Genomic DNA, 24,329 nt, shown 5'->3' on the forward strand with positions numbered 1-24,329 from the left:
ATGGCGCATGGCGCCTGTTCTGGATGTCGGCAATGGCCCCGCCGCGGCCGGGCCCGCCTTGCAGGATAGTCCAATCCGCGGCGGATTGCACCGCCGCGGACGGCGTTCAGATGACGGCTTCGATGAGAAACGGGCCGCGCCGCCGCAGCCCTTCCTGCAGCGCCCGCGCGAAGCCTTCCACCGTGTCCGTGCTGACCGCCTCCACGCCCATGCCGCGCGCGAGGTGGGTCCAGCCGAGATGGGGCTCTTCGAGGTCGAGCATGCGGCGCGCATTGCGGCCCGGCGCCTCCACGCCCACGTTCTTCATTTCGCCGTGCAGCGTGGCATAGGAACGGTTGGCGAGAATGATGGTGAGGCAGTCGAGGTTCTCGCGCGCCTGCGTCCACAACGCCTGCAACGTGTACATGCCGCTGCCGTCGGCCTGCAGGGTGACCACCTTGCGGTCCGGGCAGGCCACCGCGGCCCCCGTGGCCATGGGCAGGCCGATGCCAATGGCCCCGCCGGTCAGCAGCAGCCAGTCGTGCGGGGCGCTGCCCTGGCTCAGGCGGGAGAATTCGCGTCCCTGGGTAATGGATTCGTCGCATACGATGGCCTGCTCGGGCAGCAGGCGCGCCACCAGCATGTTCACGGCGGCGCCGGTGAGTTTGCCCTGGGACGGCGGCTCCCAGGCGGGCGCGGGCGGCAGCAGGCGGGGCGCGTCGGCGGGCACGCCCAATTCGTCGGCCAGCCATTGCAGCGCGTGCTCCAGGTCGTGCTCCTGCGTGGCCAGCGTCACTTCATGGCAATCGGGCGGCGCCAGCAGGCTGGGCTTGCCCGGATAGGCGAAGAAGCCCACGGGCGCGCGCGCGCCCGCCAGCACCAGATGCCGCACGTCTTTCAGCATGGCCACGGCCTGGTCGATGGGATAGGGCAGGCGCTCGACCGGGGTGCGCGAGCCGCCGCGTTCCACCCGCCGGTTGGAGGTTTCGGACACCAGGCGCACGCCGGCGGCGCGGGCGATGCGGCCGGCCGTTGCCAGCGCGCCGCCGCGCAGCGCCTTGCCGCCCAGCAGCAGCACCGTGGTTTCGCCCGAGCGTATGGCCTGCGCGGCGGCGCGCACCGCTTCGGCCGAAGTGTGCGGCGCCGCCTCGACGCGCGCCCGCGCGGGTTCCGCCGCGCCGCCGGGCAGCGCCGTCCAGGCCGCGTCGGCGGGCAGGATGAGCGTGGCGACGTTGCCGGGCTCGCGGCGCGCCACGGCGATGGCCTCGGCGGCATCGGCCGAGACTTCGGCGGCCGTCTGCGTGCGCCGCACCCAGTGCGACATGGGGCGCGCCACGCCCTCCACGTCGCTGGTGAGCGGGGCATCGTATTGCACGTGATACGTGGCGTGGTCGCCCACGATGTTGACCATGGGCGTGCGCGCGCGCTTGGCGTTGTGCAGATTGGCCAGGCCGTTGCCCAGGCCCGGACCCAGGTGCAGCAGCGTGGCCGCGGGCTTGTCGGCCATGCGGGCATAGCCGTCCGCAGCCCCCGTGACCACGCCCTCGAACAGCCCCAGCACGCAACGCATGCGCGGCTTGCGGTCGAGCGCCGCCACGAAATGCATTTCGGACGTGCCCGGATTGGCAAAGCACACGTCCACGTCATTGGCCAGCAAGGTGTCGCAAAGGCTGTCGGCGCCGTTCATCGTCGTTCCATGGAAAAAGGCTGAAGAGCCCGCGCCGTGCGCGGGCGCGAGGCGGGAAAGGGCATCATAGGAAGGGCCGCCGCGCGCGGCTAGATCCATTCGCGCGGCGCGGCATGGAACCAATTCCCGACGGTTCCGCAGGACGGAATTCCGGGCCGGTCAGGCCAGGATCTGCCCCAGAAAAGCCTGCGCGCGCTCCGAGCGCGGCGCGCGGAAGAAATTGTCCGGCGTATCGGATTCGACGATGGTCCCCTGGTCCATGAACACCACGCGGTCCCCCACTTCGCGCGCGAAGCCCATTTCGTGCGTGACGCAGACCATGGTCATGCCTTCCCGGGCCAGCTCCACCATGGTGTCGAGCACTTCCTTGACCATCTCGGGGTCGAGCGCGGAAGTCGGCTCGTCAAACAGCATGATCTTCGGCTGCATGCACAGCGCCCGCGCAATGGCCACGCGCTGCTTCTGGCCGCCCGACAGCTGCCCCGGATACTTGGCGGCGTGCTGCGGTATGCGCACCCGCTCCAGGTACTGCATGGCGCGCGCCCGCGCGTCCTGCGGCGCCACGCCCTTGACCAGCATGGGCGCCAGCGTGCAGTTCTCCAGCACGGTGAGATGCGGAAAGAGATTGAAGTGCTGGAACACCATGCCGACTTCGGCGCGGATGCGCTCGATGTTCTTCATGTCGTCGTCGAGCTCGATGCCGTCCACCACGATGGTGCCCTGCTGGTGCTCCTCCAGCCGGTTGAGCAGCCGGATGGTCGTCGATTTGCCCGAACCGGAAGGCCCGCACAGAATCAGCTTCTCGCCCGGCATCACGTCCAGCGTAATGCCGTCCAGCACCTTGAAGTCGCCGTACCACTTGCTTACGCCGCGCAGCGTGATGATGGGTCGATAGTTCATTGCGTCCATGGCGTCAGGCCTTGGTGATGTCGTGGTTTTCGCCGGCCCCGCTCCAGTAGCCCGGCACGGTGAGGCGACGCTCGGAGCGGCGGAAGAAATAGGAGAGCGCGCTGCACAGCACGAAATAGATCGCGCCCACCAGCGTGTACACCGTCAGCGCCTGAAAGGTGGCGCCGGCCAGCATCTCGCCGGCGCGCATCAATTCATAGACGCTGATGACCGCCACGAGCGAAGTCTCCTTGACCAGCACCAGCGCATAGTTGCCCAGCGCCGGGAACACTGTGCGCAGCGCCTGCGGCAGCACGATGCGGCGCAGTCGCTGCGTCTTGCGCAGGCCCAGCGCGCGCGCCGCCTCGTACTGGCCCGCATCCACCGACTGGATGCCGCTGCGGAACAGCTCGGCCAGATAGGCGCCAAAATTGAGCGTGAGCCCCAGCACGCCGGCGACGAAGCCGTTGATCACCACGCCCAGCTCCGGCAGCCCATAGTAGATGTAGAACAACTGCAGAAGCAGGGGCGTGCCGCGTATGACTTCGATGTAGAAACGCGCGGGCCGGTTCAGCAGCGGCGAGCGCGACAGGCGGCACAGGCAGACCAGCAGCCCCACCGCCATCGCGAGGAATGCCGAACAGAAAAACAGCGCCAGGGTCCAGACGGTGCCCTCGGCCAGGGGCTCCAGGTACATGCGCAGGGTATCGAGATCCACGTCGTGCTCCTTGTCCGTGCCGCGCGGGCGTCATTGGCTGAGCAGGTCGGATACGCCCCACTTCCGGCCAATGGCGGCCAGCTCGCCGTTTTTCTTCATCTCGGCCAGCGCGGCGTTCACGGCTTCCAGCAGCGCCGGATTGCCCTTCTGCACCGCCATGCCCACCTGCCACTTGCGCTGCGGCCGGTAGCCGGTGTCCAGCTTCACGCCCGGGATGTTCTTGGACTTGATCTGGTAGAGAATGCTGGGCGGATCGACAATGCCCAGGTCGATGCGGCCGGCGCGCACGTCGGCCAGCAAGGTGGAATAGTCCTGGTACGTGGAGACCTTGGTGTCGGGCATGTCCTTGATCATGTTGAACTGCACCGAGTCCACCAGCACGCCCACCCGGCTGCCCTTCATGTCCTCGAACCGGGTGTAGCGGCGGTCGGTCTTTGCGCTGACCACCACGCCTTCGCCCCACTCGTAGACCGGCGCCGAAAAGTCGATGACGCGGGCGCGCTCCTCGGTAATGAAGAGCGGCGCCGACATCAGGTCGGCGCGGCCCGAGGTAAGCGTGGGAATGAGCCCGGAGAACGGCACGTCGGCGAGCTTGTCGGACACGCCCAGATGCCTGGCCACCCCGGCGGCCACGTCCACCATGATGCCTTCGAGCTGGTTGCTCTTCGGGTTCTTGAAGCCATGCGGCGGCGCGGAGGCGGTGGTCACCACGTTGAGCGCCTTGTCGGCGCGGATCTCGTCCAGCGTGCGCGCGCCGGCCTGCACGGCCTGCATCGCCATGCCTGCGGCAAGCAGGCCCAGCAGCATCGATTTCAATTTCATGATTTCCCCTTGCTTGGATGCGGATGTGGAGATGGCCGGATCAGGCCGGACGGCCTTGCGGAAACCGCTGTACTGCCGCCGCCGCCAGTGCGCAGAACTCCTGCATGACGGTGGCGGCCAGGAAGGCCGTGGCGCCGCCCACGTCCTGCGGCGGCGAAACGGTATTGACGTCGAAGGCCACGAAGTTCAGGCCGGAGATCCGGCGCAGCAGCGCCAGCCCCTCCTTGGCCGAGAGGCCGCCCCATTCCGGCGTGCACACGCCCGGCGCGCACGACGGATCGAAGATGTCCATGTCGAAGCACAGGTACACCGGCCGCATGCCGATGCGTTCGCGGATGGCCGCCAGCGTGGCGCCCGGGTCGTGATCGAACTCGTCGTAGGGCACGATGGTGTAGCCCACCTCGCGGCCGAACTCGACCACGCCGGCCATGAAGCTGCCGCCGCGCGTGCCGACGTGGAAACTGCGGGCCACGTCCAGCAGCCCCTCCTCGGCGGCGCGGGTGAAAGTGGTGGCGGTGTTGTAGCCGGGAATGGGATAGGTGTCGGTGTGCGAATCGAAATGCAGCACGACGAAGTCCGGATGACGCCGGGCCACCGCGCGCAGCTGCGGCAGCGTCACCGCGCCGTCGCCGCCCATGGAAATGGGAATCGCGCCCGCGTCCAGGATGGCGCCGATGCCCGCCTCGATCAGCGGGTACGAGGCCCCGGGGTCCCCCGGATGGCAAGCCACGTTGCCGACGTCCACGGCCCGCAGGAACTCGGAGGGATTGGCAACCCCGGCCCGCTGGAACAGGTCGAAAGGCCGCACCAGGCGCGACTGCTCCCGGATGGCGTCGGGCCCTTGGCGCGCGCCGACCCGGAACGGATGCGTGCCGCAATCGAAGGGAATCCCCACCACGCAGGCGCGCGGCGCGCCCTGGCTCGCGGGCCGCGCCGGCGGCAACCCCATGAATCCCGGAACGGGCGTGAACAAGACTTCGGCGGATGGCTGCAATGCACACTCCTGGCCGGCACGATCCGCCGGCATTGTTTAGATTCAATCAAATCGCATAGCGATACGATCGTGTCATAAATAGCGTAGCAAGCAGCATGCCAAATGGCCAATCAGGGATTTTCCCTGAGATGCGGATTGAGTTTCCTACTTTGGGAAAGTGGTTATATCGGCCAAAATGCCCTGCGCTGGCGCACCGGCGGCGCACCAGCGCAGGGCAGGGGCGGCCATCGGGGAGCCGCGGTCCGGCAGCGGGCGTTTCTTTGTTTTTTTATTTGTCGCGCAGCGCGCCGCCGGGCGGCTCCAGCTCATAGAACGGGTAGCCCCGCCCCAGCGTGCGCGACGCGCTGATCGCGTGCGCGGTTTCCATGACTTGCGGCCCGAATACCGCCTGCGCCTGCTCGAACGACCAGCGCGAAGACGGCACCGACACATTCACCGCGCCCACCGGCGTGCCGCCGGCGTCGGTGACCGCCGCGCTGATGGTGATATCGCCGGGATAGAACTCGCCATTGGAGCGCGCATAGCCATGGCGGCGCGCGAAGTCCACCTCGGCCATCAGCGCATCCAGGTCGGTAATGGTGGCGGGCGTATATGCCACCCGCTCGCAGCGGTGCAGCAGTTCGCGCGCGCGGCCGGCGTCCAGGCGCGACAGCACCGCCCGCCCCGCTGCCGTGCAGTACAGCGGCAGGCGCATGCCCACCGGCATGTTGACGAACATTTCCTTGTGCGTGGCGAACCGCGCCACATACACCATGTCCAGCCCGTCGGGCTCGGCCAGGCTGCAGGTTTCCTGGCTGTTGCGGTTGAGCACATGCAGGAACGGATTGCCGCCCAGCACCAGCGGGCTGGTCTGCACATAGCGCATGCCCAGTTCCAGCGACCACGGACCCAGCGAGAACTTCTTGGTGGCCGGATCCTTGCGCAGGTAGCCCAGCGTCCAGAGCGTGTGGGCAAAACGCTGCACCGAGCTTTTGCTCAGGCCGGTGGCCTCGGCCAGCTCGGGCAGCGTCATGGCGGGACGTCCTTCGCTGAAAGCGCGCAGCAGCGAAATGCCGCGCGCGAGGGCGGCGATGAACAGGGGAGAATCCTCGGCGTTAGGGGCGGCGGTCATGGCGCGTGCAGGCAATCCGGCGGCAACGGTCAAAACGCATAGCGTACCGTATTACGGTTCGCTTATATCGCGTGGCGATGCCAGAAAGATGGCCATCATGGCCGCGCCGATCGCAACGCCCAGCGTGGCCACGCCGGACCATCCGCCCGCGTGCCAGACAGCCGCACCGCCGGCCGAGCCGGCCGCCCCGCCGAGGAAGAAAATGCCGACGAAAAGCGCGTTCAGGCGACCGCGCGCCTCCGGCCTGATCATATTGACCGAACGGCGTCCCAGGGTCTGGTCGGCCGTCACCGCGCCGTCCAGGGCGATGGCGGCCAGCGCCAGCAGGGCCAGGGCCGGCGCGGTATGCGCGCCGGGGTCGAATCCCAGGCCGCCCGCTCCCGCCAGCCCCGCCAGCGCCCACGACGCCGCCACCGCCGCATGGGCCCGGAGACTGGCGCGGCGCGTATGCCCGCGATCGCCGGCGCGGCCCGCATAAGGCGCGACCAGCGCGCCCGCGACTCCGCTCAAGGCCAGCAGCGCCACGCCTTCGGCGCCCACGGAGAAGGGCGGCTGCGCCAGCATGAGCGACACCGAGGTCCAGAACGCGCTGTAGCCGGCCATGCCCAGCGCCGCGAGCAGCGCCCGCCAGCGCAGCACGGGCTCCTGGCGCAGCAGCGCGGCCATCGACGCCAGCAGCGCCGGATACGACGGCCCGGGCTCGGGCGCGCGGGTGGGCAGCAGGCGGCTCAGGGCGAAACCCAGGCAGGCCGAGGCCGCGGCGAATCCCGCATAGATGGCGCGCCAGCCCCAGGCTGCGTCGAGCAGGCCGGCCAGCGGCCGCGACAGCAGCACGCCGACCAGCAGGCCGCTCATGACATTGCCCACGATGGCGCCGCGGCGTTCGGGCGGCGCCATCAGGGCCGCCAGCGGCACCAGCACCTGGATGGCGCTGGAGGCCATGCCGCCCAGGAAAATGCAGGCCGTGAACACCGCCGCGCCGGGTGCGGCGGCGGCGCCGGCCATGCAGCATGCGCAAAGCGCGATGACGGTCACGGCCAGGCGGCGGTTTTCCAGCCGGTCGGCCAGCGGCACCACGAATACCAGCCCGCAGGCATAGCCCAGTTGCGGCAGCATGGCGATCAGCCCGATGGCGGCGGGGTCCAGCCCCAGCGAACCGGCGATGGACGGCGCGGCCGTCTGCACGGCAAACAGGTTCATCACCATCACCGCCACGGCGGCGGCAAACAGCAGCACCCGCCCGCGCGTCAGTTCGGCAGGCGATCCTGCGGCAGCGCAGGCGCTCTCCCGCCGGGCGGCGGCGTCCGGCGGGACGGGGGAAGTTCTCACGGTCTGCTCTCCTTGACGGTTCGGCACCGGGGCATTGTGGAGAGCGGAACATATTGCGTCTATTGAATAATTTTTTGATTTATTATGCGATTTTATTTTTATAGCAGAGCCGCCTGTGAATACGCGCGACATCGAGGCTTTTGTGGCGGTGGTGGAAACGGGTTCCATCGTGGGCGCCTCCGCCCGGCTGCACCTGACCCAGCCCGGCATCAGCCGGCGCCTGCAAAGCCTGGAAGAAAGCCTGGGCGCGGTGCTGCTGGACCGCCAGTCCAAGCCGCTGCGCCCCAGCCCCGAGGGGCGGCGGGTCTACGAGCTGGGCCGCAAGGTGCTGGGCGCGGTGGACGAGCTGCGGCGCGGCGCCGCGCCCGAGGCCGAGCCGGAAGGGGAATTCCGCCTGGGCGTGCCGCCTTTCCTGGCCGAGCAGGCGCTGACCGAACCGCTGGACGTGCTGCGCGCCCGCTATCCGCGCCTGATGCTGCGCATCAGCGCGGCATGGTCGCCCGCCCTGGTGCCGCAGGTCGAAGCCGGCGCGCTGGACGCGGCCGCCGTCATGGTGCCCGACAACACCACCCTGCCCGCTCACCTCACGGCCCTGCCGCTGGCGCAATCGCCGGTGGCCATCGTGGCCTCGCCCGCGCTGAAAATTCCGCGTCCCGCGAGCGGCGTGACGCTGCGCAGCCTGTCGGCGCACCCCTGGGTGCTGAACCAGGACGGCTGCGGGCTGCGCAGCGCGATGCGCCAGGCCTTCGACGATGCGGGCCTGCCTTTCGTGGTGGCGGTGGAAGCCTTCGGCGCCGAACTGCAGCTCTCCCTCGTCGCCCGGGGCATGGGCGTCGGCCTGGTCACGCCGGGCGCGCTGGCGCGCAGCCGCTACCGCGACGCGCTGGATGTCCTGAATGTGCCGGATTTCGACGTGGGCCTGCGCGCCTACCTGGTCCACCTGCCCCGGCTGGGCGCGCTTGCGCGGCCCGTGGAGCGGCTGCGCGACGTGCTGACGCGCTCTCTGCAAAACGGGGCGGACCGCCTGTAGGGCCCGCCCCCGGGCCGCCGCGCGCGCCGCACGGCGGCCGGCCCGCTCAACGGATGGGCCAGGGATACATGGCCCCGCCCTGGCTCCACAGGGCGTTGGTGCCGCGCTGCAGGCCCAGCTTGCTGTTCTTGCCCACGTTGCGGTCAAAGATCTCGCCGTAGTTGCCCACCGCCTTGATGGCGTTGTAGGCCCACTTCTCGTCCAGCCCCATGTTCTTGCCCGCGCCCGGGGTCACGCCCAGGATGCGCTGCACGTTGGGGTTCTGGCTCTTGAGCATCTCGTCCACGTTTTTCTGCGTGATGCCGTATTCCTCGGCCTCCAGCAGCGCGAAGAGCGTCCAGCGCACGATGCCCAGCCAGTTCTCGTCGCCCTGGCGCACCATGGGGCCCAGCGGCTCCTTGGAAAAGCGCTCGGGCAGGATTTCGTAGTCGTCCGGGTTGGCGACCTGTGTCGCGCGCACCGCCGCCAGTTGCGAGGCGTCGTCCGTGAACGCATCGCAGCGGCCCGACTCGAAGGCGCGGACCACTTCCGTCACCTTGTCGATCACGACCGGCTTGAATTCGATGCCATGGGCGCGGAACCAGTCGGCCAGGTTGAGCTCGGTGGTGGTGCCGGGCTGCACGCACACGGTGGCGCCATTGAGCTCCTTGGCGCTCTTCACGCCCAGCTTCTTGCTCACCATGATGCCCTGGCCGTCGTAGAAACTGACCGCCACGGCCGACATGCCCAGCGCGGTGTCGCGCGTCTGCGTGAGCGTCACGGTGCGCAGCAGCACGTCAACCTCGCCGGACTGCAGCGCGGTGAAGCGCTGCTGGGTGGAAAGCGCCGTGCCCTTGAACTTGGACGGGTCGCCGAACACGGCGGCCGCCACGGCGCGGCAGATATCCACGTCCATGCCCTGCCACTCGCCCTTGCTGTCGGCCGCGCTGAAACCGGACACGCCGTCGCTCAGGCCGCACTGCACGAATCCTTTTTTCTTCACCGCGTCCAGCGTGGGGCCCGCCAGGGCCGCCTGGGACGCACAGGCCAGCGCGAACGCGCCCGCCAGCACTGAAATCAAGCGTTTCATTGGCTTCTCCTCTCTGTCGGCGCCCGGCTCCGGCCGGAGCCGGCGCGCCATGCACCCCGAGAGCATACGACGCACGCCTGGCGGCCACAATCGAGCCCACCCCGGAAACCGCCGATTGCGGCATCGTCCGGTGATCGAACTTTATTGAATGGCCGGCGCGCCATGAGCGCTGTCGCCCGATGCCATACTTTTTGCGCGGGCCGTCCGATAGCCGGCGAACGGGACTCCGTCTCCCTGCCCTCTCGCTTCCCGCAATTCCCCCTGGCGGCGCGTCATCAAAAAAACCAGGCGCGCCGCTTCACATGCCGATTCATGGAGGAGACAAATCCATGGCCAACGCTTCGAACCCGCCCCAAAGCGGGCAGTCGACCCCTTTGCGCCGCCGCGCCCTCAAGTTCCTGGCCGCCGCTGCCTGCGCCGCCGCGGGACTGGGCTCCGTGCCGGCCCACGCCGCCGACAAGTGGCCCAGCCACCCGATCCGCGTCATCGTGCCCTACACGCCCGGCGGCTCCACCGACACCGTAACGCGCATCGTCATGGAAAAGCTCGGGCCGCGCCTGGGCCAGACCATCGTGGTGGAAAACCGGCCCGGCGCGAACAGCACCCTGGGCGCCGCCATCGCGGCCAAGGCCGAGCCGGACGGCTACACGTTCCTGAGCGTGCTGCCCGCCTACATCATCAATTTCCACCTGTACAAGCTGGGCTACACGCCGGACGACCTGGTGCCGGTAGCGCAAATGGCCGACCTGCCGCTCTTCCTGTTCGTCGCCAAGGACGTGCCCGCCAACAGCGTGGCCGAGCTGGTCGACTACGCCCGCAAGAACCCCGACAGGCTCACCTACGCCTCCAGCGGCAACGGCTCCAGCGCGCACCTCACCGGGGCCGACTTCGCGCTGCGCAACAAGGTGGTCATGACGCACGTCGCCTACAAGGGCAGCGCGCCCATCCTGACCGACCTGCTGGCCGGGCGCGTCTCGATGGTGTTCGACCCCATCCTGGTGCCCATGCAGTACGTCAAGCAGGGCAAGCTCAAGGCGCTGGCCTTTACCGGCAAGGAACGCTGGCCCACCGAGCCCGGCATCCCCACCATGGAGCAGGCCGGCATGCCGGGCTTCGTCACCGGCTCGTGGGCGGGCCTGATGGCGCCGGCCAACACGCCCAAGCCCATCATCGAGCGCATGGCCAAGGAGATCAACGAGATCGTGCGGGAGCCCGACGTCAAGCAGAAATTCCTGGACGCGGGCTTCCTGCCGGCCGGCGGCACCGCGGCCGAATTCGCCGACCTCATGAAGAAAGACTCGGCCCGCTACGCCGAGATCATCAAGCAAGCGCACATCACCCTGCAATGACGGGCGGCGGGGCGCGGCCGCGCCCCGCCCGACGGATACATACCTCTCATGATCGACAAATTCATCGACACCGCCGCGGCGGCGGTCGCGGACATTCATGACGGCGCCACCGTGCTCATCGGCGGCTTCGGCGGCGCGGGCATGCCCACCGAGCTCATCCACGCCCTCATCGACCAGGGCGCGCGCGAACTCACCGTGGTCAGCAACAACGCGGGCAACCACGAAACCGGGCTGGCGGCGCTGGTCAAGGCGGGCCGGGTGCGCAAAGTGATCTGCTCGTTTCCCAAGGCCTCGCACTCCTGGGTCTTCGACGACCTGTACCGGCGCGGGCGCATCGAGCTGGAATGCGTGCCGCAGGGCACCATCGCCGAACGGCTGCGCGCCGCCGGCGCGGGGCTGGGCGGCTTCTACACGCCCACCGCCTACGGCACCGAGCTGGCCCGCGGCAAGGAAACCCGCGTGATCGACGGGCGCGGCTACGTGTTCGAGAAGCCGCTGCACGGCGACTTCGCCCTGGTCAAGGCGGAGCTCGCCGACCGCTGGGGCAACCTCACCTACAACAAGAGCGCGCGCAATTTCGGGCCCGTGATGTGCATGGCGGCGCGCACGGCCATCGCGCAGGTGCGCGCCACCGTGGGGCTGGGCGAACTCGATCCCGAATGCGTCGTCACGCCCGGCATCTTCGTCAAGCGGGTCGTCACGGTCGCCAACCCCGCGTTTTCGAGCTGAGGAGACTGGCATGCATACTCCCCTGAGCCGCGAGGCCATCGCGCGCCGCCTGGCGCTGGACATCCCCGACGGCAGCTACGTGAACCTGGGCATCGGCATGCCGGTGCTGGTGGCGGCGCATCTGCCGCCGGACCGCGAAATCGTGCTGCACAGCGAGAACGGCATCCTGGGCATGGGCCCGCCGCCCGCGGAATCGGCGCGCGACCTCGATCTCATCAACGCGGGCAAGCAGCCCGTCACGCTGCTGCCCGGCGGCTGCTATTTCCATCACGCCGATTCCTTCGCCATGATGCGCGGCGGCCATCTCGATTACTGCGTGATGGGCGGCATGCAGGTGGCGGCCAACGGCGACCTGGCGAACTGGTCGCTCGACCGCCCGGGCGAGGCGCCCGCGGTGGGCGGCGCGATGGACCTGGCGGTGGGCGCGCGCCGCGTCTACATCATGATGGAGCACAACAGCAAGAACGGCGAGCCCAAGATCGTGGAACGCTGCACCCTGCCGCTGACCGGCGCCGGCGTGGTCGACCGCATCTATACCGACCTGGCCGTCATCGACGTCACGCCGGACGGGCTGCAGGTTCGCGATATGATCGACGGTATCACCTTCGAGGAACTGCAGGCGCGCACCGGCGCGCCCTTGCGCAAAGGCTGATGCTGCCCACCCTGCCCCCGCCCGGCTACGCGGCGCCGCTGGCCGAAGAAGACCACCCCGACCGCCTGCGCGGCGACCCGGACTACATGCTCACGCTCGCGCGCGGCCTGCACGTGATCCGCGCGTTCGGCACGCGCCGCCATCCGCAGACCGCGGCCGACCTGAGCCGCCGGGCCGGCCTGCCGCGCGCGGTGGTGCAGCGCTGCCTGCACACCCTCACGCTGCTGGGTGTGGCCGAGCGGCACGGCAGGCACTATGTGCTCACGCCGCGCATCCTCAACCTGGGCTACGCCTACTTCTCTTCCACGCCCCTGGTCTCGCTGGCCCAGCCCGTGCTGGACGAGCTCAGCGCCACCGTCAACGAGACCTGCGCGCTCGCCGTGCTCGAAAGCCACGAGATCCTGTACCTGGCGCGTTCCGAGGTGCACCGCATCCTGGCCACGTCCATGGGACTGGGCAGCCGGCTGCCCGCGTACTGCACCTCCATCGGCCGCGCCGTGCTGGCGCACTTGTCCGAAGCGGCGCTGGACCGCTATTTCGCGGCGGTGGAACTCAAGCCCTATACGGAATTCACCGAAGTCAACGAGACGCGCCTGCGCGCCGAACTGGCCCGCGTGCGCGAACAGGGCTACGCGGTGGTCGACCAGGAGCTGGAGCTCAACGTACGGGCGATCTCGGTGCCGGTGCGCTCGGCCAGCGGGGCGGTCTGCGGCGCGGTGAACGTCAGCGTCAAGGCCGCGCGCGTGCCCACCCCGCGGCTGGCCGAGACATTCCTGCCTCCCATGCGCCAGGCGGTCGAGCGCATCGGCGAGCTGCTTGCGGCCTGAACGCCGCCGCTACCGCAGGCCGGTGGTTTCCAGCGTGAAGGCGGCCGCGGCGCGGCCGATGCGGTCGTTGACCGCATGCCAGGCATCGTCGGCGGGCGGAGCCTGGACGACGATGCGCGCATAGCCCTGGCTGTCCAGGTCGCGCAGCAGCGCGTAGAGCGCCTGGGCATAGCGCGCCGGATCGGCCGGCACGGCCTGCCATTGCACGCGCGGGTCGCGCGCGGCGGGCTCGGGCGTATACCCCACCACCACCACCTTGCCCTGCGACGGCAGCCCGCGTCCCTGCAGCACCTCCTGCAGGCGCGAGGGCGAAGCCAGTTCGAGCTCGGTGCGCGGCGCGTAGTGGGCCTTCAGCGTGCCGGAGGCGCGCGGCGCGGCCGCGTCGGGCGCGCGCACGGGTTCGCCCAGCACCGCCTCGATCTGCGCCGCGGTGATGTGGCCCGGCCGCAGCAGCACCACGCCGGCGCCGCTGTCCAGCCGCGACAGGTCGACGATGGTGGATTCGATGCCCACCTCGGACGCGCCGCCCTCCAGCACCGGCATGCCGGCGGCCACTTCTTCGGGGAATTCGCTGCGCACGTGTTCGGCGCGCGTGGGCGACACCTGGCCGAACTTGTTGGCCGACGGCGCGGCCAGCCCGCCCTGCCCGTTGGGTCTGGCGGCCGCGAACGCGGCCAGCAGCGCCTGCGCCACCGGATGCGAGGGGCAGCGCAGGCCCACGCTGTCCTGGCCGGCGCTGACCGCGTCGGGAATATGCGCGGCCCGCTTCAGAATGAGCGTAAGCGGCCCCGGCCAGAAGGCGTCGATAAGGCGGCGCGCCTGGTCGGGCACCTGCGCGGCCCAGTAGCCCACATCGCCCCGGGGCGCGATGTGCACGATGACGGGATGGTCCGACGGCCGGCCCTTGGCCGCATAGATGCGGGCCACGGCCTGCGGGTTTTCGGCGTCCGCCCCCAGCCCGTACACGGTCTCGGTGGGAAAGGCGGCCAGCTCGCCGTCGAGCAGGCGCCGCACGGCCTGCGCGATCTCGGCCTGCGAGGCCCGGGCGGAGACTTGGCTCATGGCTTACTCGGGCGCCTGCATGCCCAGCGCCGCCGCCACGCGCGCGGCGTCGGCGCGGGCCTGTTCCAGCGTTGGCGCCACGACGTTGACATGGCCCATCTTGCGCCCGCGCCGCGCCTCGCGCTTGCCGTACAGATGCAGCTTGGCGGTGGGCACGGCCAGCGCGGCCGCCCAGTCGGGCTCGCGCTGCGTGTCCGCCCCGGGCGAGGCATACCAGACGTCGCCCAGGATGTTCAGCATGACGGCTGGCGCGAGCAGGTCGGGCCCGCCCAGCGGCAGCCCCGCCATGGCGCGCGCCTGCTGCTCGAACTGGCTGGTGAGGCAGGCGTCCATGGTGTAGTGGCCGCTGTTGTGCGGCCTGGGCGCGATTTCGTTCACGATGAGGCTGCCGTCCTTGAGCACGAAGAACTCCACGCACAGCACGCCGTGGTAGCCCAGCCCCTGCGCGATGGATTGCGCCGCCTCGGTGGCGCGCGCCTGCTGGCGCGCCAGGGACTCGTCTCCCGCGGCCGGCGCCACGGTGGACACGGCCAGGATGCCGTCGCGGTGCACGTTGCGGGCCGCCGGAAACACCACGCAGGCCCCGTCGAAGCCGCGCGCCAGCACCACGGAGATCTCGTAGTCCAGAGGCAGCAGCGCTTCGAGCACGCAGGCCACGCCGCCGAATCCGGCGAAGGCGGCCAGCGCCTGCTCGCGGTCGGCGACACGGGCCTGGCCCTTGCCGTCGTAGCCCAGGCGCGCCACCTTCAGGATGCCCGGAAACAGATGGCCGGGCGCCGCGCGCAGATCGGCCTCGGTGCGGATGGCGGCGTGCGGGGCCACGGGAATGTTCTGCCCCGCGATGAACGCCTTCTCGGCGATGCGGTCCTGCACGATGGCCACGGCGTCGGCGGCCGGGCTGACGCGGCAGCGTGCGGCCAGCGCGCGCAGGCTGTCGGCCGGCACGTTCTCGAATTCGGTGGTCACGGCTTGGCAGGTGGCGGCCAGGCGCTCGAGCCCGGCCTCGTCGTCATAGGCGGCCTGGATGTGCAGGTCGGCCACCATGCCCGCCGGGCACTCCTGCGCCGGGTCCAGCACGGCCACCCGGTAGCCCAGGCTTTGCGCGGCGTGGCAGAACATGCGGCCCAGCTGGCCGCCGCCCAGCAGGCCCAGCCAGCCGCCGGGCGGGATCGTGAAAGCTTGCGTAGCGCTCATGGTGTCAAGCCTCGGGGGGAACCTTCATGTCGCGCGCGGCCTGTGTCTGGCGGGCGCGGAAATCCACCAGCTTGCGGCGCAGGGCCTCGTCGGTGCAGGCCAGCGTGGCGATCAGGTGCAGCGCCGCGTTGGCCGCGCCCGCCTCGCCGATGGCGAAGGTGGCCACCGGCACGCCCTTGGGCATCTGCACGATGGACAGCAGCGAATCCTCGCCGCGCAGGTACTTGGAAGGCACCGGCACGCCGAACACCGGCACTTCGGTAAGGGCGGCCATCATGCCCGGCAGGTGCGCCGCGCCGCCCGCGCCCGCGATGATGCCGCGCAAGCCGCGCGCGTGCGCCTGCGCGCCGTACTCCGCCATGTCGTGCGGCATGCGGTGCGCGGAAATCACGCGCGCTTCGCAGGGCACGCCGAAGTCTTCGAGCATGGCCACTGCGTGCTTCATGACCTCCCAATCGCTGGAGGAACCCATAATCACGCCGGCCACGGGGGATGCCCCGGCGCCTGCGGAAGTCTTGGCTGTCATAACGGTGTCTGAGCGGTGTGGAAATGAGGAAAGCGCCGGCGCCGCCGCGCGGGCCATGCGCGGCCCGCACGCGGGCCGGCCGCGAAACCGGGTATTTTACCCGGCGCGCGCGCCGTCCTGTCCGGGCGCGTCCGGCGCGCCCACGGCCCGCATGCCGCATGCGCCGCCTTCGCATTGCGCGAAAGCGCCCCCCACGCTGCCCAGGCTGGCCAGGAAGAACAGCGCCATGACGGCGGCGCCGGCCGCCGGCACGCGCCGCTTGATGGCGCTGTCGCCCCACTTGCGGTCCATGCACAGCATCAGCGCGCAGAAGGCGATGAGGGCCGCGCAGGCCATGAAAGTCCAAGTATAGAAATGCAGGCCGCCGAGCAGCGCCCCGTGGCCGGGATCGTCCGGCGCGATGTGCCGCAGCATCTGGCGGCCCGCCGCCGCCATGCCGGCCAGCGCGGCCGCGATGGTCATGCCGTAGTGCAGCGGCGACGGCCCGAGCCGCAGGTTGAGCAGCAGCCCGGCCCCGGCCAGCACCAGCGCCGCACGCTGCAGCAGGCAGAGCGGACACGCCGGCTCGCCCTGCACGAACTGCCGGAAGAGGGCGAGCCCCAGGAACAGGCTCACGCCCAGCAGGACTACCGCGTTGACGGCGCGCGAACCGCGCGCGGGATTGGCGGAGAACATCATGGCCGGCTCACCAGGACAGGCCCAGCGGCGCGCCCAGGTGCAGGCGCAGGCCCACCCCGAAGACGGCCAGGGACACCAGCCAGAGCGCCACGCAGGCGCGGCGCCTGCCCAGCATGCCGAACCACACGGCGGCCAGCCCGGCCAGAAAAGGCAACACGATTATTACCATCCGCAGCTCCTTCTTCCCCAGGACAGGCGCCTGCGACTTCCAGGACGGGCCCCGCCCGGCGCGGCGGGAACGCGAACGGCCGCTCCCCCTTCCGTCAAAGAGAGGGAGTATAGCGTAACAATGCGAAATATTTGAAAAGAACGGACAGATTCGCTGCCCGCGCGCCCGGCCGCCGGGGGGAAGGCCGGGCGGGACGCCTCAGGCGGTCAGGCGCTCGAGCGCCTCGCGGTACTTGGCCGCGGTCTTTTCCAGCACGTCCTTGGGCAGGCGCGGCGCGGGCGGGGTCTTGTCCCAGGGCTGGGTTTCGAGCCAGTCGCGCACGAACTGCTTGTCGAACGAAGGCGGGCTGATGCCCACGCGGTAGCCGTCGGCCGGCCAGAAACGCGAGGAATCGGGCGTGAGCACTTCGTCCATGAGGTGCAGGGCGCCGTTTTCGTCCAGGCCGAACTCGAACTTGGTGTCGGCGATGATGATGCCCTTGGAGGCCGCGTAGCGCGCCGCCTCGGTGTAGAGCCTGAGCGTGACATCGCGGATGCGCTCGGCCATTTCCTGGCCCACTTCCTTGACCACGTGGGCGAAGTCCACGTTTTCGTCGTGCATGCCGAACTCGGCCTTGGCCGCCGGCGTGAAGATGGGCTCCGGAAGCTGGCTGGCCTGCTGCAGGCCGGGCGGCAGCTCGATGCCGCAGATCGCGCCCGTGGCCTGGTAATCCTTCCAACCCGACCCGATCAGGTAGCCGCGCGCCACCGCTTCCACGAGGATGGGCTTGAGCCGCTTGACCACCACGGCGCGGCCGCGCACCTGGTCCACCTCGTCCGGGGCGACCACGTCTTCGGGCCTGATGCCGGTGGAATGGTTGGGCAGGATGTGCGCCAGTTTCTTCAGCCAGAACTCGGTCAGCTCGGTCAGCACCTGACCCTTGCCGGGGATGGGGTCGTCCAGGATGACGTCGAACGCGGAGATGCGGTCGGACGCGACGATCAGCAGCTTGTCGTCGCCCACGGCGTACATGTCGCGCACCTTACCGCGGCCCAGCAGCGGCAAGGACTTGATGCTGGATTGATGCAAAGCAGAAGTCACGGGGAATGGCCTATGGCAATAATGAAGATGCCCGCCGCGGACCGGGCCGGGGCGGGACAGAAGGGATAGGGGCGCGGCCGGCGCATGCCGCAAAGCGCATAGGTTACTGCAAATGGGCGCCGCTTGTCCGCGCCGCCGGGGCCCGCCGCCCTCGACGGCGCGGCGCCGGCGCGTTAGGCTGTGAGCCACGCAAACCGCAGCGCCGGCCACCCTTTCCAGGGTGTCACGGCCTCACCCAGGGAGGAGAAACTCGTGCAGGACGCGATACGCAAACGCCCGGCGGGCCCGGACGCGCAAGTGCATCTCACGGGCGGCTGCCAGTGCGGCGCCATCCGCTTTGCCGTTACCGATGAGCCTTTCACCGCCGCCACCTGTCATTGCCGGGATTGCCAGTATTCCAGCGGCGGCGCCCCCGCCCATGCCCTGCTGTTCCGGGCCGGCTCGGTCACGCTGCTGCGCGGCCGCCCCAAGGAGCACCGCTACAGGGGAGACTCCGGGCACACGGTGATGCGCAGCTTCTGCGCCGACTGCGGCACGCCGCTGTTCGGCGGGTCGGACGGCATGGGATACGAGATCGTGCGCGCCGGCGCGCTGGACGATCCCGAGGCGTTTCATTCTCAGGCCACGCTGTGGACGGCCTCCGCGCCGTCATGGCACCACGTCGACACGTCGGTGCCGCATTTCCCGCGCAACGCGCCGGCGCCGGGCTGAACGCGCCGCGCCGGGGCGCTGAGAAGCAACCTTACCTCCGGTTTTGACCTGTACGGATATTCCGGGGGCACGTCAAATAAAAACCCCCGAAGGTTGGATATACGTCCAACTTTCGGGGGCCAGTTCAAGGCTGATCCGTTTTGCAGGGATGGCGCGAGGCGCGCGGCCCCGGCGCCATGCCGGCTTACTGCACCACCTGGGCCAGCTTGCCCGAGGCGTATTGCGCGGCGATCTCGGTCAGCGGGACCGGCTTGATCTTGCTGGCGTTGCCGGCGGTGCCGAACTGCGTGTAGCGGGCGACACAGATCGCCTTGGCCGCGGCGCGGGCCGGCTTCAGGTATTCGCGCGGGTCGAACTTGCTGGGGTTCTCGGCGAAGAAGCGGCGGATGGCGCCCGTCATGGCCAGGCGGATGTCGGTGTCGATATTGATCTTGCGCACGCCGAACTTGATGGCTTCCTGGATTTCCTCGACCGGCACGCCGTAGGTTTCCTTCATGTCGCCGCCGAATTCGCGGATCTCGGCCAGCAGTTCCTGCGGCACGCTGGAGCTGCCATGCATCACCAGGTGGGTGTTGGGCAGGCGGGCGTGGATTTCCTTGATGCGCGAAATCGACAGGATGTCGCCGGTGGGCTTGCGGGTGAACTTGTAGGCGCCGTGGCTGGTGCCGATGGCGATGGCCAGGGCGTCGAGCTGGGTCTTGCGCACGAAGTCGGCGGCCTGCTCGGGGTCGGTGAGGAGCTGGTCCATGGTGAGCTTGCCGTCGGCGCCGTGGCCGTCTTCCTTGTCGCCCTGCATGGTTTCGAGCGAGCCCAGGCAGCCCAGTTCGCCTTCGACCGTGACGCCCAGCTTGTGCGCGGCGTCCACGACCTTCCTGGTCACTTCGACGTTGTAGTCGTAGTCGGCGATGGTCTTGCCGTCTTCTTTCAGCGAGCCGTCCATCATTACGCTGGAGAAGCCGAGGTCGATCGCGCCCTGGCAGACCGCGGGCGACTGGCCGTGATCCTGGTGCATGACCACGGGAATGTGCGGGTATGACTCCACCGCGGCCTGGATGAGGTGCTTGAGGAAGGTTTCGCCCGCGTATTTGCGCGCGCCGGCGGAGGCCTGCATGATGACCGGGCTGTCGGTCTCCGCCGCGGCTTCCATGATGGCCTGGACCTGCTCCAGGTTGTTGACGTTGAACGCGGGAATGCCGTAGCCGTGCTCGGCGGCATGGTCGAGCAACTGGCGCATGGAGACTAGGGCCATGAGTGGTCCTCCTTAGGTGCTGTCTATTGAAAGATGGTTGAAGCCTTGCTGAATGGCGTGATTTTACGGGGGAATCGGTGAAAGGTCTTGCAACGGCCGGTATCCCTCTACACCAGGACTAAACCGGCCGCAGCGGGGCGCGCGGCGCGGCGCCGCCAAAAGCATGAGGCCGGCGGCGGCGACGTTCTCAGGGCCGGCCGGCGTGCGGCACGTCCACCCGGGTCATGAGGATGCGGCCTTCGGGGCGCGCGCGGCGGTTGGCCTCGATGAAGTCCGGCGCCGCGGCCATGAAGAGCGTGCGGCCGTCGGGGCCGCCCAGCGCGGCCGCGAAAATGCCCAGCACGCCCGTGTCGATCTGCTCCAGGATGCGGCCGCCGCGCGCCACGCGGACGATGCGCTTGCCGATGGCGTCGGCCACCCACAGCGCGCCCTCGGCGTCCAGCGCGCCGCCGTCGGGGCCGATGGCCGAGGCGGCGATCAGCGCCTGCAGGTCGTCGGTGCGGGGCAGTTCGCCGAAGCTGGCCCAGTCGCGCCGCGGGCCGAGGCCGCCGTCGTCCAGGATGTCGAACTCGGAAATCCGGTTGCCAAAGGTTTCATTGACGATCAGCGTCCTGCCGTCCGGCGTGATGAACGAGCCGTTGGGGAAACAGAGGTCGTGCGCCACCGCGCGCACGCTGCCGTCGGGGTCGGCGCGGGCAATGACGGTATTGCGCACCGGCTCGCCGGCCATGAGGTCGAAACCGAAGTTGCCCACATAGGCCCGGCCCCGCGCATCCACCACCATGTCGTTGACCGGCCCGCCCGCCAGGGCCGACAGGTCGGCATGCTCGACCAGCGCGCCGTCGCGCTCGCGCCGCAGCAGCTTGCGGTCTTTCATGGACGCGACCAGCAGGCGGCCGTCGGGCAGCCAGCCCAGGCCCGACGGCTGGGCCGCCACGCGGCAGATCTCCTCGACCTTGCCGCGCAGGTCCACGGCGATCACCTTGCCGGTATAGAAATCCGACGCCCACAGGCGCTCGTCGTGCCAGCGCAGGCCTTCCAGATAGGTGTATCCGCCGGCCAGTTCGGCCAGTTCGCGTTTCGGCATTGCGTGTCTCCTCTTTTTCTCATGGCTGTCATCCCCGGGAAGCCGCCCGGGCGCGGCCATTGTGTCACGTCCTGCCGGCGCCGGGCATCGGCCGGCCGGGCGGATGTTCCGTCCCCGAACTGACAACAAGCTGTCAGGCTGGAACGCTAACATCCCGGCCTCGGGTTAACCCTGGTCGGGACACCCGTCTTTCCACGCCGGACGTCCAGGCGCTCGCCCGGGCCATCCGCTCCTGTTTTCTGTCGAATATGAATACAAAAAAGCTGACGCGCTATATCGGCATCGCCATGGTGCTGGGCGTCGTGGTGGGCTATTTCTGCAACAAGTATGCGCAGGACGCCCAGGAGGCCAAACAGATCGCCTCGTACTTCGGAATGGTCACCGACGTGTTCCTGCGCATGATCAAGATGATCATCGCCCCGCTGGTCTTCGCCACCCTGGTGTCGGGCCTGGCCAGCATGAGCGACGCCAGCGCCGTGGGCCGCATCGGCCTGCGCGCCATGTTCTGGTTCATCACGGCCTCCGCCGTCTCGCTGCTGCTGGGCCTGGCGCTGGTGAACCTGTTCGAGCCGGGCGCGCACCTGAACCTCGCCCTGCCCGACGCCGGCGCCACGGCGGGCCTGAAGACCGGCGACTTCACGCTCAAGGCCTTCCTGGCCCATGTATTCCCCAAGAGCATCGTCGAGGCCATGGCCAACAACGAGATCCTGCAGATCCTGGTGTTCTCGCTGTTCTTCGGCTCGGCCCTGTCCTTCATCCGCAGCCGCGGGCACAACACGATCTTTCACATGGTCGAGGAGCTGGCCAAGATCATGTTCCGCGTCACGGACTACGTGATGCGCTTCGCGCCCTTCGGCGTATTCGCCGCCATGGCCGCCGCCATCACCACAGAAGGTCTGGGCGTGCTGGTGAGCTACAGCAAGCTGATCGGCGAGTTCTACCTGGGCCTGGCGCTGCTGTGGGCGATTCTCTTCGGCGTGGGCTACCTCTTTCTGGGCCGTTCGGCCTTCCGCCTGGGCGGCATGATCAAGGAGCCCACCCTGCTGGCCTTCTCGACGGCCAGCAGCGAATCGGCCTACCCCAAGACCATCGAGGCCCTGGAGCGCTTCGGCGTGTCCAAGCGCATCTCCGGCTTCGTGCTGCCGCTGGGCTACTCGTTCAACCTCGACGGCTCGATGATGTATCAGTCGTTCGCGGTGCTTTTCATTGCCCAGGCCTACAACATCCCCATGAGTCTGCCGCAGCAGCTCACCCTGCTCCTGGTGCTGATGGTGACGAGCAAGGGCATGGCCGGCGTGGCGCGCGCCTCGCTGGTGGTGGTGGCCGCCACCCTGCCGATGTTCCACCTGCCCGAAGCCGGCCTGCTGCTCATCATGGGCATCGACCAGTTCTTCGACATGGGCCGCACGGCCACCAACGTGGTGGGCAACAGCCTAGCCACGGCGGTCATCGCCAAGCTGGAAGGTCCGCTGGACGAAGCCGCGGCGCCGGCGCCGGAACGGGAAAAGCTGGAGCGCGCCGCCTGAGGCGCTGCGGCGGCGCGCCTTGACCCTGGCGCGCCAGCGGTAGCAACATAGCCCTTCCGCAATCCGCCGGACGGCGGCGCGCGATGCGCGCCGCGTCTTATCCATGCGCCATGAAACGCGCCCTGACATCCGCCCTTTCGTCCCGCGCGCTGGCGGCCATCCTGCTGGCCGCCGCGGCGCCCGCGGCCTGCGCCTGGACGCGCATCTCCTGCGACCTGCAAGGCAAGGTCGCCAACGCCCCGCTGGAAATGCGGCAGTACCGCACGGACGGCAGCGCCATCGCCCGCCTGCTGTTCCGGCTGCGCGTGAACGAGGCCGTCATTCCCCAAGGCGAGCGCGCCGACACCGACTGCACCGAATTCGTCAACCGCGAGATCGACGTCGCGCTGGAAAACGCCAGCCTGCGCGCCATCCGCCGCGGCCAGCCGCTGCGGCTGCGATACCGCTACGACGAATCGCGCGGCGAGGCGCTGGCGACGCAGTTCGAGCTGGAAGATCCGAAACCGGCCCGCGCCCCGGCCGCGGCGCGCTGAAAACAGGCTCCGCCGGCGTCGTGCAACGCCGGCGCGCCGGCGGGGTATAGTCGTGGCATGCCCTCCCCATTTTCCACCGGGTGCCTGCCATGATCAAAGGATCCTGCCTCTGCGGGCGCGTGGCCTACGCCATCAACGGCCCGCTCACCGATGCCGTCAATTGCCACTGCGTGATGTGCCGCAAGGCGCACGGCGCGGCCTTCCGCAGCCGGGCCACGGTGCAGGCCGGCGATTTTTCCTGGACCAAAGGCGAAAACCACGTCACGTGGTACAGCTCCTCGCCCGGCCATTACCGGGGCTTCTGCGAGGCCTGCGGCACGCCCCTGCTCACGCGCTTCGACCAGCAGCCCGACGTGTACGGCCTGGCGCTGGGCGCGCTGGACGACGATCCCGGCGTCAAGCCCATGGCGCACTGCCACGTGGCGAGCAAAGCCCCGTGGTACGACATCACCGATGACCTGCCGCAATACCCCGGCGCCATCGAACGCGCGCCCCAGCCCGATGGCGAGGCGGCCTGAGGTTCGGGGCCCACTGAGGTTCCGGTCCGGAATTCCGGGCCTGCGGCCGGCGCTCGGGCCCCGGCCGCGCCATCACCGCCCTATCGCCGCCGATGCGGACATAAATCCTGGCTAAAACCTCGGGTTTGCGCTAACATAGAACAGTGAAATTTCCGCACAGAAACCAGTTCGGCCCCGGCCACGGCAGCATCGTGGCGCATGGTCCGGCCGGTTTCTCCTGAGCGCGGCCGTTCGTGGCTGCCGCTCCAACCGCTTCTTCCGGCAGCGCACAGCAGCGCCGCCGCGACCAAGCCGCGCACCGCGCGCACCGCCCTCGCGGCGTGAGTATCCGTCATACCAGACATCCACTCGGGATGCCGCCGTGGCCCATACCCACGCCTGTCCGGACGTTTTTTACGTTCAACCCCGGACCCTGCCGCCCGGCAGCGTCCGACGCGCCAGCCGCCTCGCGGCACGCCGCGGCGCGTACCGAACAAAGGAGTAGAGAATGGCGAAAGAAGAACTCATCGAACTCAACGGCATCGTGGACGAAGTGCTGCCCGACAGCCGCTATCGCGTCACCCTGGACAACGGCATCGAAGTCGGCGCCTACGCCTCCGGCCGCATGCGCAAGCACCGCATCCGCATCCTGGCCGGCGACCGCGTCACCCTGGAAATGTCGCCCTACGACCTGACGAAGGGCCGCATCAATTTCCGCCACAAGGACGAGCGCGCGCCCGCGCCGCACCGCCCCCAGACCCGCCGCTGACGCAGGGCGCCGGCCGGATGCTTCCGGCCGGCACGCCCTTTTCCTTTTCTTGCCGCCGGCCCCG

The 24,329-nt window shown here is 69.3% G+C and carries 26 protein-coding genes; 10 read left to right on the plus strand and 16 right to left on the minus strand.

Annotation, left to right across the window (positions count from 1 at the left end; translation table 11 throughout):
* Nucleotides 1-106: 106 nt before the first annotated feature.
* The 7 genes from NGJ44_RS08205 to NGJ44_RS08235 all read right to left on the minus strand — a co-directional run bounded on the left by NGJ44_RS08205 (nucleotide 107) and on the right by NGJ44_RS08235 (nucleotide 7,528).
* Nucleotides 107-1,666, minus strand: coding sequence for an acetolactate synthase large subunit (locus NGJ44_RS08205; RefSeq protein WP_251863642.1), 1,560 nt, complete (start codon nucleotides 1,664-1,666; stop codon nucleotides 107-109).
* 159 nt (nucleotides 1,667-1,825) lie between these two features.
* Nucleotides 1,826-2,575, minus strand: a complete 750-nt coding sequence (locus NGJ44_RS08210; protein ID WP_286012349.1) for an amino acid ABC transporter ATP-binding protein — start codon at nucleotides 2,573-2,575, stop codon at nucleotides 1,826-1,828.
* A gap of 4 nt (nucleotides 2,576-2,579) precedes the next feature.
* A complete protein-coding gene (locus NGJ44_RS08215) occupies nucleotides 2,580-3,272 on the minus strand; it encodes an amino acid ABC transporter permease (RefSeq protein ID WP_053245516.1) in 693 nt (230 codons plus the stop codon).
* Nucleotides 3,273-3,302: 30 nt separating this feature from the next.
* Nucleotides 3,303-4,094 carry an ABC transporter substrate-binding protein gene (locus NGJ44_RS08220; RefSeq protein ID WP_053245515.1) on the minus strand — a complete coding sequence of 264 codons (792 nt, stop codon included), beginning with the start codon at nucleotides 4,092-4,094 and terminating at the stop codon, nucleotides 3,303-3,305.
* Nucleotides 4,095-4,134: 40 nt separating this feature from the next.
* Nucleotides 4,135-5,043, minus strand: a complete 909-nt coding sequence (locus tag NGJ44_RS08225) for an arginase family protein (protein WP_251863670.1) — start codon at nucleotides 5,041-5,043, stop codon at nucleotides 4,135-4,137.
* Between the two features lie 313 nt (nucleotides 5,044-5,356).
* A complete protein-coding gene (locus NGJ44_RS08230; protein ID WP_251863643.1) occupies nucleotides 5,357-6,199 on the minus strand; it encodes an IclR family transcriptional regulator in 843 nt (280 codons plus the stop codon).
* Between the two features lie 51 nt (nucleotides 6,200-6,250).
* A complete protein-coding gene (locus NGJ44_RS08235) occupies nucleotides 6,251-7,528 on the minus strand; it encodes an MFS transporter (RefSeq protein ID WP_251863644.1) in 1,278 nt (425 codons plus the stop codon).
* 115 nt (nucleotides 7,529-7,643) lie between these two features.
* On the opposite strand from NGJ44_RS08235, the gene NGJ44_RS08240 reads away from it, so the two are divergent.
* Nucleotides 7,644-8,558: a LysR family transcriptional regulator gene (locus NGJ44_RS08240; protein WP_251863645.1), complete on the plus strand. Its 915-nt coding sequence runs from the start codon at nucleotides 7,644-7,646 to the stop codon at nucleotides 8,556-8,558.
* A 46-nt stretch (nucleotides 8,559-8,604) separates the two neighbouring features.
* On the opposite strand, the gene NGJ44_RS08245 is transcribed toward NGJ44_RS08240, so the two are convergent.
* The gene (locus tag NGJ44_RS08245; RefSeq protein WP_053245518.1) at nucleotides 8,605-9,627 is read right to left on the minus strand and encodes an amino acid ABC transporter substrate-binding protein; all 1,023 of its coding nucleotides are present in this window, start codon (nucleotides 9,625-9,627) and stop codon (nucleotides 8,605-8,607) included.
* A gap of 329 nt (nucleotides 9,628-9,956) precedes the next feature.
* On the opposite strand from NGJ44_RS08245, the gene NGJ44_RS08250 reads away from it, so the two are divergent.
* From NGJ44_RS08250 to NGJ44_RS08265, 4 genes are read left to right on the plus strand one after another with little or no spacing between them, the layout of a single operon-like run.
* Nucleotides 9,957-10,976 carry a Bug family tripartite tricarboxylate transporter substrate binding protein gene (locus NGJ44_RS08250; RefSeq protein ID WP_053245519.1) on the plus strand — a complete coding sequence of 340 codons (1,020 nt, stop codon included), beginning with the start codon at nucleotides 9,957-9,959 and terminating at the stop codon, nucleotides 10,974-10,976.
* Nucleotides 10,977-11,024: 48 nt separating this feature from the next.
* The gene (locus NGJ44_RS08255) at nucleotides 11,025-11,705 is read left to right on the plus strand and encodes a 3-oxoacid CoA-transferase subunit A (protein WP_053245520.1); all 681 of its coding nucleotides are present in this window, start codon (nucleotides 11,025-11,027) and stop codon (nucleotides 11,703-11,705) included.
* A gap of 10 nt (nucleotides 11,706-11,715) precedes the next feature.
* Nucleotides 11,716-12,357 (plus strand): 3-oxoacid CoA-transferase subunit B, encoded by a 642-nt coding sequence (locus NGJ44_RS08260; RefSeq protein WP_053245521.1) that lies wholly within the window; start codon nucleotides 11,716-11,718, stop codon nucleotides 12,355-12,357.
* Nucleotides 12,357-13,184 (plus strand): IclR family transcriptional regulator domain-containing protein, encoded by an 828-nt coding sequence (locus NGJ44_RS08265; protein ID WP_053245522.1) that lies wholly within the window; start codon nucleotides 12,357-12,359, stop codon nucleotides 13,182-13,184. Before NGJ44_RS08260 ends, NGJ44_RS08265 begins: the two co-directional genes overlap by 1 nt.
* Before the next feature lie 9 nt (nucleotides 13,185-13,193).
* Here the strand turns inward: NGJ44_RS08265 and NGJ44_RS08270 are convergent, their stop codons facing one another.
* The 6 genes from NGJ44_RS08270 to NGJ44_RS08295 form a co-directional block, all read right to left on the minus strand.
* Nucleotides 13,194-14,246: an L-threonylcarbamoyladenylate synthase gene (locus tag NGJ44_RS08270; protein WP_251863646.1), complete on the minus strand. Its 1,053-nt coding sequence runs from the start codon at nucleotides 14,244-14,246 to the stop codon at nucleotides 13,194-13,196.
* Nucleotides 14,247-14,249: 3 nt separating this feature from the next.
* On the minus strand, nucleotides 14,250-15,440 hold the full coding sequence (locus tag NGJ44_RS08275; RefSeq protein WP_053246763.1) for a 5-(carboxyamino)imidazole ribonucleotide synthase: 1,191 nt from the start codon (nucleotides 15,438-15,440) through the stop codon (nucleotides 14,250-14,252).
* A 4-nt stretch (nucleotides 15,441-15,444) separates the two neighbouring features.
* A complete protein-coding gene (gene purE / locus NGJ44_RS08280) occupies nucleotides 15,445-15,966 on the minus strand; it encodes a 5-(carboxyamino)imidazole ribonucleotide mutase (protein WP_053246762.1) in 522 nt (173 codons plus the stop codon).
* Nucleotides 15,967-16,062: 96 nt separating this feature from the next.
* Nucleotides 16,063-16,644, minus strand: coding sequence for a disulfide bond formation protein B (locus NGJ44_RS08285; RefSeq protein ID WP_251863647.1), 582 nt, complete (start codon nucleotides 16,642-16,644; stop codon nucleotides 16,063-16,065).
* Nucleotides 16,645-16,651: 7 nt separating this feature from the next.
* A complete protein-coding gene (locus tag NGJ44_RS08290) occupies nucleotides 16,652-16,813 on the minus strand; it encodes a DUF5993 family protein (RefSeq protein WP_251863648.1) in 162 nt (53 codons plus the stop codon).
* A 198-nt stretch (nucleotides 16,814-17,011) separates the two neighbouring features.
* On the minus strand, nucleotides 17,012-17,893 hold the full coding sequence (locus NGJ44_RS08295; protein WP_053246761.1) for a phosphoribosylaminoimidazolesuccinocarboxamide synthase: 882 nt from the start codon (nucleotides 17,891-17,893) through the stop codon (nucleotides 17,012-17,014).
* 252 nt (nucleotides 17,894-18,145) lie between these two features.
* Between NGJ44_RS08295 and NGJ44_RS08300 the strand changes: the two genes are divergently transcribed.
* Complete coding sequence (locus tag NGJ44_RS08300) at nucleotides 18,146-18,604, plus strand: GFA family protein (protein ID WP_053245943.1); 459 nt, start codon at nucleotides 18,146-18,148, stop codon at nucleotides 18,602-18,604.
* Nucleotides 18,605-18,788: 184 nt separating this feature from the next.
* Here the strand turns inward: NGJ44_RS08300 and fba are convergent, their stop codons facing one another.
* Complete coding sequence (gene fba / locus NGJ44_RS08305) at nucleotides 18,789-19,853, minus strand: class II fructose-bisphosphate aldolase (protein ID WP_053245942.1); 1,065 nt, start codon at nucleotides 19,851-19,853, stop codon at nucleotides 18,789-18,791.
* A 187-nt stretch (nucleotides 19,854-20,040) separates the two neighbouring features.
* Complete coding sequence (locus NGJ44_RS08310; protein ID WP_251863649.1) at nucleotides 20,041-20,940, minus strand: SMP-30/gluconolactonase/LRE family protein; 900 nt, start codon at nucleotides 20,938-20,940, stop codon at nucleotides 20,041-20,043.
* Between the two features lie 248 nt (nucleotides 20,941-21,188).
* On the opposite strand from NGJ44_RS08310, the gene NGJ44_RS08315 reads away from it, so the two are divergent.
* The 4 genes from NGJ44_RS08315 (at nucleotide 21,189) to infA (ending at nucleotide 24,265) form a co-directional block, all read left to right on the plus strand.
* Nucleotides 21,189-22,466 (plus strand): dicarboxylate/amino acid:cation symporter, encoded by a 1,278-nt coding sequence (locus tag NGJ44_RS08315; RefSeq protein WP_152968142.1) that lies wholly within the window; start codon nucleotides 21,189-21,191, stop codon nucleotides 22,464-22,466.
* 110 nt (nucleotides 22,467-22,576) lie between these two features.
* On the plus strand, nucleotides 22,577-22,999 hold the full coding sequence (locus tag NGJ44_RS08320) for a hypothetical protein (RefSeq protein WP_053246113.1): 423 nt from the start codon (nucleotides 22,577-22,579) through the stop codon (nucleotides 22,997-22,999).
* 89 nt (nucleotides 23,000-23,088) lie between these two features.
* The gene (locus NGJ44_RS08325) at nucleotides 23,089-23,517 is read left to right on the plus strand and encodes a GFA family protein (RefSeq protein ID WP_053246109.1); all 429 of its coding nucleotides are present in this window, start codon (nucleotides 23,089-23,091) and stop codon (nucleotides 23,515-23,517) included.
* Between the two features lie 487 nt (nucleotides 23,518-24,004).
* Nucleotides 24,005-24,265 (plus strand): translation initiation factor IF-1, encoded by a 261-nt coding sequence (gene infA / locus NGJ44_RS08330; protein WP_053246108.1) that lies wholly within the window; start codon nucleotides 24,005-24,007, stop codon nucleotides 24,263-24,265.
* The last annotated feature ends 64 nt before the right edge of the window (nucleotides 24,266-24,329 follow it).

The sequence above is a fragment of the Achromobacter sp. Marseille-Q4962 genome, assembly GCF_943737005.1.
In the GTDB taxonomy this organism is placed as follows: Bacteria; Pseudomonadota; Gammaproteobacteria; order Burkholderiales; family Burkholderiaceae_B; genus Achromobacter.

What these genes read in the sequence shown, in the direction of transcription:
- NGJ44_RS08325 (WP_053246109.1), top strand. Translation starts at nt 23,089, where the DNA reads ATGATCAAAGGATCCTGCCTCTGCGGGCGCGTGGCCTACGCCATCAAC.
- fba (WP_053245942.1), bottom strand. Translation starts at nt 19,853, where the DNA reads ATGGCCCTAGTCTCCATGCGCCAGTTGCTCGACCATGCCGCCGAGCAC.
- NGJ44_RS08290 (WP_251863648.1), bottom strand. Translation starts at nt 16,813, where the DNA reads ATGGTAATAATCGTGTTGCCTTTTCTGGCCGGGCTGGCCGCCGTGTGG.
- NGJ44_RS08245 (WP_053245518.1), bottom strand. Translation starts at nt 9,627, where the DNA reads ATGAAACGCTTGATTTCAGTGCTGGCGGGCGCGTTCGCGCTGGCCTGT.
- NGJ44_RS08270 (WP_251863646.1), bottom strand. Translation starts at nt 14,246, where the DNA reads ATGAGCCAAGTCTCCGCCCGGGCCTCGCAGGCCGAGATCGCGCAGGCC.
- infA (WP_053246108.1), top strand. Translation starts at nt 24,005, where the DNA reads ATGGCGAAAGAAGAACTCATCGAACTCAACGGCATCGTGGACGAAGTG.
- NGJ44_RS08205 (WP_251863642.1), bottom strand. Translation starts at nt 1,666, where the DNA reads ATGAACGGCGCCGACAGCCTTTGCGACACCTTGCTGGCCAATGACGTG.
- NGJ44_RS08225 (WP_251863670.1), bottom strand. Translation starts at nt 5,043, where the DNA reads ATGGGGTTGCCGCCGGCGCGGCCCGCGAGCCAGGGCGCGCCGCGCGCC.
- NGJ44_RS08315 (WP_152968142.1), top strand. Translation starts at nt 21,189, where the DNA reads ATGAATACAAAAAAGCTGACGCGCTATATCGGCATCGCCATGGTGCTG.
- NGJ44_RS08220 (WP_053245515.1), bottom strand. Translation starts at nt 4,094, where the DNA reads ATGAAATTGAAATCGATGCTGCTGGGCCTGCTTGCCGCAGGCATGGCG.
- NGJ44_RS08265 (WP_053245522.1), top strand. Translation starts at nt 12,357, where the DNA reads ATGCTGCCCACCCTGCCCCCGCCCGGCTACGCGGCGCCGCTGGCCGAA.
- NGJ44_RS08320 (WP_053246113.1), top strand. Translation starts at nt 22,577, where the DNA reads ATGAAACGCGCCCTGACATCCGCCCTTTCGTCCCGCGCGCTGGCGGCC.
- NGJ44_RS08260 (WP_053245521.1), top strand. Translation starts at nt 11,716, where the DNA reads ATGCATACTCCCCTGAGCCGCGAGGCCATCGCGCGCCGCCTGGCGCTG.
- NGJ44_RS08255 (WP_053245520.1), top strand. Translation starts at nt 11,025, where the DNA reads ATGATCGACAAATTCATCGACACCGCCGCGGCGGCGGTCGCGGACATT.
- NGJ44_RS08250 (WP_053245519.1), top strand. Translation starts at nt 9,957, where the DNA reads ATGGCCAACGCTTCGAACCCGCCCCAAAGCGGGCAGTCGACCCCTTTG.
- NGJ44_RS08310 (WP_251863649.1), bottom strand. Translation starts at nt 20,940, where the DNA reads ATGCCGAAACGCGAACTGGCCGAACTGGCCGGCGGATACACCTATCTG.
- NGJ44_RS08230 (WP_251863643.1), bottom strand. Translation starts at nt 6,199, where the DNA reads ATGACCGCCGCCCCTAACGCCGAGGATTCTCCCCTGTTCATCGCCGCC.
- NGJ44_RS08275 (WP_053246763.1), bottom strand. Translation starts at nt 15,440, where the DNA reads ATGAGCGCTACGCAAGCTTTCACGATCCCGCCCGGCGGCTGGCTGGGC.
- NGJ44_RS08210 (WP_286012349.1), bottom strand. Translation starts at nt 2,575, where the DNA reads ATGGACGCAATGAACTATCGACCCATCATCACGCTGCGCGGCGTAAGC.
- purE (WP_053246762.1), bottom strand. Translation starts at nt 15,966, where the DNA reads ATGACAGCCAAGACTTCCGCAGGCGCCGGGGCATCCCCCGTGGCCGGC.
- NGJ44_RS08285 (WP_251863647.1), bottom strand. Translation starts at nt 16,644, where the DNA reads ATGATGTTCTCCGCCAATCCCGCGCGCGGTTCGCGCGCCGTCAACGCG.